Source organism: Microbacterium sp. LB12, from assembly GCF_037150835.1.
Taxonomy (GTDB): domain Bacteria; phylum Actinomycetota; class Actinomycetes; order Actinomycetales; family Microbacteriaceae; genus Microbacterium.
This window is the reverse complement of record NZ_JBBCPF010000007.1, coordinates 245,151-253,259: the sequence shown is the minus strand read 5'-3', so window position 1 is coordinate 253,259 and position 8,109 is coordinate 245,151. Positions and strand designations below refer to the sequence as shown.

Here is an 8,109-nt window from a genome sequence, read left to right as displayed (position 1 = left end):
CCCGCCTCACCCTCGTCACCGACACCAGAACCGAGGTGAACACCGACACCGTCCTCGAGCTCAGCGCCTAACCGAAAACAACAGCAGAAGGATCACCGACCGCTACACCACGTGCTGGGGCTTGACCATCGACACTCCCTTGGCAAGCATCTCAGTCGCGAAAGTATGCCGGAAGCGGTGCGCAGTTACATGAACCAGTTCCCCGGAGTGCTCGCGCACATCCAGATCCTTCACCCACGCCTTGATAATCTTGTTCAGAGGTTCCTGGGCCAACCGCTTGGTCAGGTACGCGCGAGGGTTCGGAAAAAGGAACTCTGGCTGCGGCTTTCCGAACCCGGCCGAGAGTTGCTTCGCTCTGACCTGTTGTTCGCGTATCGCAGACGCCACATGCGGCTCCACTGGCACCGTGACCGTCATATCGGACTTCGTGTCGATGAAGCTCAGCGCCCACCGGTTACTCTCTCCTGCACGGTTGAGGTCGATGAGGCAGTCAAACGGAAGAGCACAGGTATGTCCTGCTCGAAGACCCACCTGCATCATGATGAGGATTGCCGTGCGGTGGGACGGGTCAGCAATGCGAAGCAGATTTTCAGGTTTACGCAGGGTGTCGATCACCCGGGGCTCGAGGAAGCGAGGCTTCGGCTGATCCCGCGCCGGCAGTTCGCGAGGAAGGTACATGGCGTTAGCCGGGATCCGGTCTGTTCCTTCCATCTTCGCGAATTGAATCATGGCCGCCACGGCGCCGACGCGCTTCCCTCTCCAGGCCCCCGACTGGATGCCGTCGTACTTCCCTGGTGTAGTGTTCACTTCCGCCAGCCAGGCTAGAAGCAACTCGCGGGTGAGCCCCTCAGGCCGCACAAGGCCCTGCGTCGTTGTCGCCCACTCGGCGAACTGAGCAACGCAGGACTCCTGTCCGCCAACGTGCTCGGGGCTTGCTGCTTGGGTCGCGAGACGGTAACTCACCCAACGCTGAACGATGTCCCTCAGCCATGGAAGCGAGATGTGCTGTCCCTTTGACCAGCGGTGGGATCCTCCACGTACTCGACCGAGGCGACGGCGGACACCGAGATCACCTCCTGCGATTTGAAGCCATGCCGAGAACTCACGGGCATACATGACGAATGCCCGATTCGGCTTCGCGACCAGATCGAGGCTACTTACTCGGGTGGGCTCATCGTCCAGTTCACGCAATGACCTCAGGCGCGATTCTGCGATGCGGCGGATAAACGCATTCAGGGTGGCCGGCACGAAAGGTGCCCCGTAGTCCCCGGTGCCTTTCCGGCTGATAACGAAGGCCATCTCCGCTCTCAGTACCGGCGAAGAACAGACGCGAAGGTCGATGATGCCCCGGGCACTGTCCCCGCCATGCCCCTTGTTATGAATCTTCCGCGACTCGTCGGGAAGGAGCACGAACTCGGCGAACGGTCGCCCTTGGGCCTTGAACTTGTTGCGATGCGTGGCGCAGAGCCTGAGAGACGATGAGGACGACACGCGTTCACAGCCGTTTATGCTGCAGCCGGGAGCTGTGTAGCGCCCGGCTGGGTCCGGCAGGAACCTCTCCCGCCGATATACAGCAGGAGTGATCCCCTCGATCCAGCGAACATACTCGCGCTCATCCGGGGTCATGCCTTCGAGTTCCACAGTTTTGAGCCCCGTTTTCGGCTGTGCCGGAGCAGACATCAGATGTCACCTTCCCAGGCACCAACATCCACGAGCGCCTTCCTAAGATCGTCTACGTCTAGGTGTGAGTACATATCCACCGTCGTTGCGAAGTTGGCATGCAAGACGAGCCGGCTGATTGCCTCCATCCGGACACCTGCCTTCTGGGACATAGTCACAAAAGTGTGCCGAAGCGTGTGAAGGGACCATGCGTCGAGGCCTGAGTTCCGCCTGAGTCGCTCAACGATTGCGTGCCCCCCTCGCAACGTGGTCGGGTTGAGGGTTCTGAAGTCTAGGAACACCCATGGACTGTCGATGTACCCGTATTGGTCGTGCATGTACTCCGTGTACAGACGTGCAAGTTGATGCGTGATCGGGATCTGTCCGACTCCATGGCGCTTCGACCGGGCCCCGTTCGGGTTAGCCTCTCGGGCCTCGACAGTGATTGTGCGCGAAATGGTGTCGATGTCCTCATGCTTGAGCCCAAGAATTTGCCCCATGCGCATCCCTGTCGTGAACGCCATCATGATGAACAGCCTGTCTCTATGGTCTCGGCAGGATCCAAGAATCTGGCGCACCTGTTCCAGGCTGAGCACCTTCGTTCGCTTGGTTCTGCGTCGGAGTCGAGGGCCGAGGACTTTCTTGCTTCGATGCCTGTCAGCGCGACCAACATTGTCAACGACAGTGAGGCGTGGCCTCTTCGTCGTTGTCGCCGTTCGACTCAACTGCTGGTAGCCCTTGAGCCCGGACGCGCCGGGAGCGAGTGAACCAAGGAAGGAATAGAAGCTCGCGATAGAAGCCAACGCCCTGTTGGTCGTGCTTCGTTCTCTGACGGCTTCGGCATCGACAACCGCGGTCACGTTCTCAGCCGGCGCGGTGTACCAGCGCGCAAATTTCGCGAGAACCTCGTTCGTCGCATCATCCAACGAGAGCCGAACGTCGGCGAGAAATTCTCCATACGCACGCAAGTCATACGCGGCCGCGCGCACAGTGTTCGGAGATCTCCCAACGTTCTCCAAATAGGCGAGGTAGCGATTGAATTCCGGGTGCAGCGTGTCATCGTCGGTCAGCACTGCCCATCGGGCCGGCACCCCAGCGCTGGTTCTGCCCATGACCTGTACTCGCATAGTTACTCCGTCTAGACACTTTTGCAATAATGTCTACGCGGAACCGTATCACAAGGGTTACGCTTCGGCATCAACGGTTTGAACACTCACTCGTAGTGCGAGGTTAACATCGGACTTTTAATCCGCGGGTCGTGGGTTCGAGCCCCACGGGGCCCACCACTTCCTCGTCGATCGAATCCTCGTCGGCCCGATCGAATCCTCGTCGGCCCGATCGTTCAGAGCGGCGTTGCTTCGTAGCCGAAGAATGCGGCTCTCGGGAGAATCTGACGCGACCGGAGCTGCGTCCGGTCCGCGGCGCTCAGACGCGAGACCTCGGCCGCATCGTCCCAGTTGTCGTCGATCGATGCCACCAACTGGTCGATGATCGCCCGTCCTTGTGACGCGCTGAGCCCGTAGGTCTCCGACTCGCCGACCAAGGCTGCGAAGTTCGACACCTTCGCTCCGGGGTCGCCCCGCCCGTATGCCATCGCTTGCGCGAACGAGTCGCCCGACCGCTGCCCTGGCGCAAGGTCGTACGCAGGGGTCAGCTCCAGATGTCTCCCGTCCCAGAACGCCGCATGGTTCCGAGCGCGGTCGTCGTTGTTGCTGATGGCGATGTTCATCGCGATACGCCGGAACAACTCCGGCCCCGCTCCTTCCCGGTCCACTCGGCCGGCGAGGACCGGCTCGGTGTGCCCCGGCAGCCACGTCCAGACGTACAGCTCCTCAGAAGTCGTCATCGACGTCTCCGCTCTTCGAAGCGCGAACTCGGCTGGGCAGCAGGGCGAGCATCTCCTCACCACGCTGACGACGGATCGCCAACTCCGCGCGATCGTCGATCCCGAAGAGTGGGACGCCGACGAGGTCGGCGAGGTCCATCATCGTCCCCACCGACGTCCCCCGGTGGCCGGCCTCCGCCGACAACACCGTCTGCTCCGAGACGTTCGCCCGGGCCGCGAGTTCCTTGGCCGTCCAGGCACGGTCACCTCGACCGCGCCGGATGAGCTGCCCCCAGATCGTGAGGGCATCCTGAACGTGCGGCCGCAGCGGCACCGATCGCTTTGCCACGCCCACCCCCTTAAAACATGCCTATGGACGCTCTAGAAATGTTTTATTGTATCAGAATGGCCGCACGGCAGGAGCGACGCCTGCGAATGAGCACCCCGACTGCACTTCGAACGGCACGACAGCGGCATCCGGAATCTCGGGGCGAGTACTCTGCCCCTATGGGAAGTCTCGAGTACAACAGCGCCCGTCCGGCCATCGAAGTCGATGACACGACGCTGGCGCATCTGAAGATCGTGATCGGCACGAAACTGCGGCGCCACGAGAGTTTCATGATGACGTGGCTGACCGACGACACCCTCCCGGCCGGGCGCCTCACGATCTGGATGCATCCGAGCATCCCGCTCATCATCGCCTTCGACGACGCCACGATGCCGGTGATCGACCCGAAGCGGATCGAGCACATGATGGAGAACCTGAACGCCCGTGGAGAACTGGTCCTGGATCAGCTCTCCTAGCCGCCTACCCCTGACCCCCGGACGCGAGCAGCTCGTCGCGCAACCCGGCGACGCCACCGGGCAGCGACTCCCCCGCGAGCTCGAACGTCGGCGCCTCGGGGCTCCCGCCCACAGCGCACACCGCGACGGTGTCCTGGCCGTCGAGCGTCTTGGGGATGACCACGAACCACAGCGCCGGCCGATCCAGCCACTCCGTGGTGGCCATGTCGGCGAAGTACGAGGCCTCCGGGGCGAGCGCCTGCGTCTCCTGCGTGCACAACGTGACGAGCTGGTCCATCGTGAACTCGCCCTCCGCGGACGCAGACGGGGTCGGCGTCGGTGACGGGGTCGATGTCGCGGACGGCGTCGAGGACGGACTCGCCGACGGGGACGGGCTCGGGGCCGGTTCGGGCGCGCAGCCCACGAGGAGCACGAGCGCCGAGAGGACGACGAGAGCAGAACGGAGGCGCATGTGTGGATGCTACCGTCCGCGCGACTCTCCACCCGCGAGCCAGGCCCGCTGGCGCCCCATCCCGTACCATCCCCTCGCCGTGGCGGCCACCCCCTTCACAGCCACCGCCCCTCCGGAGAGAGTCGAGTCACCCCCGAACACGGGACGACCCTCCACGAAAGGACGCACCATGACTCTCTCCGGCAACCGTGTGGCATTCCTGGCGACCGACGGATTCGAGGACAGCGAGCTCACCAGCCCCTGGAACGCGGTGACGGCCGAGGGTGCGAGTGCGACCCTGATCGCCCCGGCGGGTGCGGCGATCACCGGCAAGAACGGGCACGAGCAGGCCGTCGACCTGGTCTCGTCCGAGGCCACGGCCGATCAGTTCGACGCCCTCGTGCTTCCGGGCGGCGTCGTGAACGCGGATCATCTGCGTCTGGACAAGCCGTCGATCGCGCTGGCCCGCGCATTCTTCGAGCAGCACAAGCCCGTGGGCGTGATCTGCCACGGCGCCTGGATCCTGATCGAGGCCGGCGTGGTCGACGGCCGGACCCTCACGAGCTACCCGAGCCTGATCACCGATCTCCGCAACGCCGGGGCGACCTGGGTCGACGAGGAGGTCGTGGTGGACGAAGGACTCGTCTCGAGCCGCACCCCCGACGACCTGCCGGCGTTCAACGCGAAGCTGGTCGAGGAGATCGCCGAGGGCACGCACGCCGGCCAGACCGCCTGACCGGAGCGCTCAGGCGGTGCGCGCCCGGTGTCGACGCACGGCCGCGCGGTTGGCGCAGCGCACGGAGCAGAACCTCTGGCGACCGTTGCGCGTGACATCCGCGACCACGTTGGTGCACGGTGCGGCCTGACACCGCCCCAGCCGGTTCATCCCCCGTGTGACCAGGTGCAGCGACGTGCCGAGGCTGATGATCGCCCGCAGCACGAACGGCAGCGAGCGCACGTCGTCACGGTAGTGCAGGTGCCAGCCTTCGCCGTCGTGGTTCGTCAACCGCGGGTAGGCGGCCGCGGTGGCGAGTTGCGCGTTCAGGAGCGCGGCGCGCGCATCCGCGTCCGGCTCGTCCACGATCGCGAGCCAGTCGTCGATCACGAGCCGCACCTGCTCGTGATCGTCCGGTGCCGGCGGGAACGTCTGCGTCATGCCGAGTTCGATGGTGCGCTCCTCGATCCCCGCGCGGTCCGCAGGCCAGTCGTTCGCGAGCGAGGCCGCCAGCAGCACCGCGTATTCGCCGTAAGGGTTGAGATGCATAAGAGCATTACATCACGCTGGGTGCATGACCTCCACGAACACCCTCCCGATCCCCCGCATCCTGCCCCCTCGCCCCACGCACGAGCACGCGTGGCTCGTGGAGTCGCGGCATCCGACCAGCGAAGGGATCGTGCTCTACGTGCGCTGCGCGGACTGCGGCGCACGTCGCGTCGACCTGCAGCAGCACGCGCACACCCCGCCCATTGCCCTGAGCGCCGCACACGACTCGGCGCACGGCTGACTCAGACGACGACCACTTCGCCGTTCACCGGCACCCCGCGCTCGCCGTCGGCCCGCACGAACACGAGCGGGATCCCGCGCGCATCCTCCGAGAGCGACGTCGACACCTGCACGTGCACGTGCGGTTCCGTGCTGTTGCCCGAGTTGCCGCACTCCCCGAGCTGCGCCCCCACGGCCACCACCTGTCCAGTCCGCACCTGCACGCTCCCCGACCGCAGATGCGCGATGAGCACCACGGCATCCGGCACCCGGATGACCACGTGATTGCCCGCGATCGCCGGAGCACCCTCGCGGATGCGCGACGGCTGCGAGAGCGCGTAGACGATGAGCGCAAGCGGGGAACGGCGGGCCTCATGATCCGGCTCGCCGTCATGCACCGCGATCACCTCGCCCGCGATCGGGCTGAGGATCGGTCGACCGAAGCCGATGAACGACTCCGGCCGCTCCGTGCCGATCAGGCTCGCAATCGTGCGGGGAGCGCTGCGATCATCGTCCCCGACCGGCACGAAGTCGATCGCGTGCGAGGTACCGTACAGGGCGGTGCCGTGACTCGGGACCCGGGATGCCGGGCTGTTCTGCACCAGCCACCGCCCGGTGAAGGGCAGCGCCAGCTCCACGGCATCCGTTCGCGTCACTCGGTCAGCTCGATCAGTGTGCGCGTCGTCCGCAGGTTGCGCGCCGTGCCCGCGACGCCGAGCGCACGATCGAGCACCGCCCTGGTGAGCTTCGTGGAGTGGACACCGCCCTCGCCGTAGTCGATCCACAGGTCATCGCCGATGAGGGCGATGCGCTCCGTCGGCAGGAGGCGCTGTTCCAGGGCCTTGACGGCGCCCGGCGACGGAGTCCCTTCCAGGAACATCGCGTGCACGAACTTCACGTCCCCCTCCGGGAACGGCTGCGCGGACTCGGACGACACCAGCTGGGCGTGTGTGCGGTGGATGACGGGGGTGTCGACGCCGAACTCGTCCAGGATCGCCGCGCGCACCGCGGCACATGCGGCATCCGCCTGCCGGGGTGTCCGACAGATGATGTTGCCGCTGGCGATGTACGTCGACACATCGGCGAGGTCGGTCTTCTCGGCGAGCACCTCGCGGAGCCGCGCCATCGGGACGCTGTTGCGCCCGCTGACGTTCACGGCCCGCAGCAGCAGGACGCTGCGGCTCACGCGTCCGCGCTCTCGATCAGCTCGGCGCCGGCGTGCGCGAGCTCGGCCAAGGCCGCTGCGCTCGGTTCGATGGCGACGCCCGCGACGAGGTCGGTGAGGATCCGCACCCGCACCCCGTGCGCGATCGCGTCGAGCGCCGACGCCCGCACACAATGGTCCGTCGCGATGCCCACGACATCGGCGGTGAGCACACCCGCGTCCGTGAGGATCGTCCCGACCGTCTCCCCCGCTTCCGTGGAGCCCTCGAACATCGAGTACGCCGGCACGCCCTGCCCCTTCTGCACATGGTGCGTCACGGCATCCGTCGCGAGCAGCGGGTCGTACGCCGCACCATCGGTTCCCGCGACGCAGTGCACCGGCCACGAGTCGACGAAGTCCGGGGCCTCGGCGAAATGGCCGCCGTTGTCCCCCTGGGGATCGTGCCAGTCGCGCGAGGCGATGATCACGGCGTAGTCGGCGGCGCGCGCGGCCAGGAAGGTCGTGATCGCGGCCGCGACACCGTCGCCGCCCGTGACGGCGAGTGCGCCGCCCTCGGTGAAGTCGTTCTGCACGTCGACGATGAGAAGCGCTCTGCTCATGCTTCGAGGGTACGCCGCGGGGAACGGGAAAGGCCCCGTGATGTTCTTCGCCTCACGGGGCCTTTGGAGCCGCTTGTCAGAATCGAACTGACGACCTTTTCATTACGAGTGAAATGCTCTGCCGACTGAGCTAAAGCGGCGTGC

The 8,109-nt window shown here is 65.5% G+C and carries 12 protein-coding genes and 1 tRNA gene; 3 read left to right on the top strand and 10 right to left on the bottom strand.

Annotated features, from left to right (window positions below; translation table 11 throughout):
• Positions 1–102: 102 nt before the first annotated feature.
• The 4 genes from WFM69_RS14295 to WFM69_RS14280 all read right to left on the bottom strand — a co-directional run bounded on the left by WFM69_RS14295 (position 103) and on the right by WFM69_RS14280 (position 3,833).
• On the bottom strand, positions 103–1,680 hold the full coding sequence (locus WFM69_RS14295; RefSeq protein ID WP_337005776.1) for a tyrosine-type recombinase/integrase: 1,578 nt from the start codon (positions 1,678–1,680) through the stop codon (positions 103–105).
• The gene (locus tag WFM69_RS14290) at positions 1,680–2,771 is read right to left on the bottom strand and encodes a tyrosine-type recombinase/integrase (protein ID WP_337005773.1); all 1,092 of its coding nucleotides are present in this window, start codon (positions 2,769–2,771) and stop codon (positions 1,680–1,682) included. Before WFM69_RS14290 ends, WFM69_RS14295 begins: the two co-directional genes overlap by 1 nt.
• Positions 2,772–3,001: 230 nt before the next feature.
• Complete coding sequence (locus WFM69_RS14285) at positions 3,002–3,505, bottom strand: HipA domain-containing protein (protein ID WP_337005772.1); 504 nt, start codon at positions 3,503–3,505, stop codon at positions 3,002–3,004.
• Positions 3,492–3,833, bottom strand: a complete 342-nt coding sequence (locus WFM69_RS14280; protein ID WP_337005770.1) for a helix-turn-helix transcriptional regulator — start codon at positions 3,831–3,833, stop codon at positions 3,492–3,494. Before WFM69_RS14280 ends, WFM69_RS14285 begins: the two co-directional genes overlap by 14 nt.
• A gap of 158 nt (positions 3,834–3,991) precedes the next feature.
• On the opposite strand from WFM69_RS14280, the gene WFM69_RS14275 reads away from it, so the two are divergent.
• Positions 3,992–4,288 carry a DUF7882 family protein gene (locus WFM69_RS14275; protein ID WP_337005768.1) on the top strand — a complete coding sequence of 99 codons (297 nt, stop codon included), beginning with the start codon at positions 3,992–3,994 and terminating at the stop codon, positions 4,286–4,288.
• A gap of 4 nt (positions 4,289–4,292) precedes the next feature.
• Here WFM69_RS14275 and WFM69_RS14270 read toward each other — a convergent pair whose 3' ends face one another.
• Positions 4,293–4,739, bottom strand: a complete 447-nt coding sequence (locus WFM69_RS14270) for a hypothetical protein (RefSeq protein ID WP_337005765.1) — start codon at positions 4,737–4,739, stop codon at positions 4,293–4,295.
• 169 nt (positions 4,740–4,908) lie between these two features.
• On the opposite strand from WFM69_RS14270, the gene WFM69_RS14265 reads away from it, so the two are divergent.
• Positions 4,909–5,454 carry a type 1 glutamine amidotransferase domain-containing protein gene (locus tag WFM69_RS14265; RefSeq protein ID WP_337005763.1) on the top strand — a complete coding sequence of 182 codons (546 nt, stop codon included), beginning with the start codon at positions 4,909–4,911 and terminating at the stop codon, positions 5,452–5,454.
• Between the two features lie 9 nt (positions 5,455–5,463).
• On the opposite strand, the gene WFM69_RS14260 is transcribed toward WFM69_RS14265, so the two are convergent.
• Complete coding sequence (locus WFM69_RS14260) at positions 5,464–5,982, bottom strand: CGNR zinc finger domain-containing protein (protein ID WP_337005761.1); 519 nt, start codon at positions 5,980–5,982, stop codon at positions 5,464–5,466.
• A gap of 25 nt (positions 5,983–6,007) precedes the next feature.
• Between WFM69_RS14260 and WFM69_RS14255 the strand changes: the two genes are divergently transcribed.
• Positions 6,008–6,223, top strand: a complete 216-nt coding sequence (locus tag WFM69_RS14255; RefSeq protein WP_337005759.1) for a hypothetical protein — start codon at positions 6,008–6,010, stop codon at positions 6,221–6,223.
• A 1-nt stretch (position 6,224) separates the two neighbouring features.
• Here the strand turns inward: WFM69_RS14255 and WFM69_RS14250 are convergent, their stop codons facing one another.
• The 4 genes from WFM69_RS14250 to WFM69_RS14235 all read right to left on the bottom strand — a co-directional run bounded on the left by WFM69_RS14250 (position 6,225) and on the right by WFM69_RS14235 (position 8,105).
• Entirely contained in the window at positions 6,225–6,857 is a 633-nt protein-coding gene (locus WFM69_RS14250) for a M23 family metallopeptidase (RefSeq protein WP_337005758.1), read from the bottom strand.
• On the bottom strand, positions 6,854–7,387 hold the full coding sequence (locus WFM69_RS14245) for a DUF1697 domain-containing protein (RefSeq protein ID WP_337005756.1): 534 nt from the start codon (positions 7,385–7,387) through the stop codon (positions 6,854–6,856). Before WFM69_RS14245 ends, WFM69_RS14250 begins: the two co-directional genes overlap by 4 nt.
• Entirely contained in the window at positions 7,384–7,965 is a 582-nt protein-coding gene (locus WFM69_RS14240; RefSeq protein ID WP_337005754.1) for an isochorismatase family protein, read from the bottom strand. Before WFM69_RS14240 ends, WFM69_RS14245 begins: the two co-directional genes overlap by 4 nt.
• A 64-nt stretch (positions 7,966–8,029) precedes the next feature.
• Positions 8,030–8,105 (bottom strand) — tRNA-Thr (locus tag WFM69_RS14235).
• Positions 8,106–8,109: the final 4 nt, after the last annotated feature.

Bases quoted from the DNA above. Each gene is read 5' to 3' on its own strand.
- WFM69_RS14270 (WP_337005765.1), bottom strand. From the start codon at position 4,739: ATGCGCCTCCGTTCTGCTCTCGTCGTCCTCTCGGCGCTCGTGCTCCTC.
- WFM69_RS14295 (WP_337005776.1), bottom strand. From the start codon at position 1,680: ATGTCTGCTCCGGCACAGCCGAAAACGGGGCTCAAAACTGTGGAACTC.
- WFM69_RS14265 (WP_337005763.1), top strand. From the start codon at position 4,909: ATGACTCTCTCCGGCAACCGTGTGGCATTCCTGGCGACCGACGGATTC.
- WFM69_RS14285 (WP_337005772.1), bottom strand. From the start codon at position 3,505: ATGACGACTTCTGAGGAGCTGTACGTCTGGACGTGGCTGCCGGGGCAC.
- WFM69_RS14290 (WP_337005773.1), bottom strand. From the start codon at position 2,771: ATGGGCAGAACCAGCGCTGGGGTGCCGGCCCGATGGGCAGTGCTGACC.
- WFM69_RS14260 (WP_337005761.1), bottom strand. From the start codon at position 5,982: ATGCATCTCAACCCTTACGGCGAATACGCGGTGCTGCTGGCGGCCTCG.
- WFM69_RS14275 (WP_337005768.1), top strand. From the start codon at position 3,992: ATGGGAAGTCTCGAGTACAACAGCGCCCGTCCGGCCATCGAAGTCGAT.
- WFM69_RS14240 (WP_337005754.1), bottom strand. From the start codon at position 7,965: ATGAGCAGAGCGCTTCTCATCGTCGACGTGCAGAACGACTTCACCGAG.
- WFM69_RS14255 (WP_337005759.1), top strand. From the start codon at position 6,008: ATGACCTCCACGAACACCCTCCCGATCCCCCGCATCCTGCCCCCTCGC.